The organism is Thalassotalea fusca, assembly GCF_053485835.1.
Window position 1 is genome coordinate 1 of record NZ_JBQRUN010000084.1, and the last position, 248, is coordinate 248.

The 248-nt window shown below is 41.5% G+C and carries 1 pseudogene; it reads right to left on the reverse strand.

Features of this window, described 5'->3' with window-relative positions:
* A pseudogene (locus ACSLUK_RS20145) lies at positions 1–248 on the reverse strand (IS4 family transposase); the annotation flags it as partial.

Here is a 248-nt window from a genome sequence, read left to right on the forward strand (position 1 = left end):
CAGGACTTGTTAACGGCAGTGTTGCGAAGAACTGTGTTATTGCCATTGAACAGCTCGTGAAGCTTAACTGGTTAGGCCAAACGTTATCTAATCTACTCGCTGCAGCTGTCATCCCTTGCCTGATAAGGTTATAGCAGAGTAAAAGTCCCCATAACTCTTGTTCTATCATATCTGGCCGCTTACTTCTTAATGTGTATTCACTGTTCAATAACGATTGTTTCATTTCTCGATATCCAAGCTCTATTTCC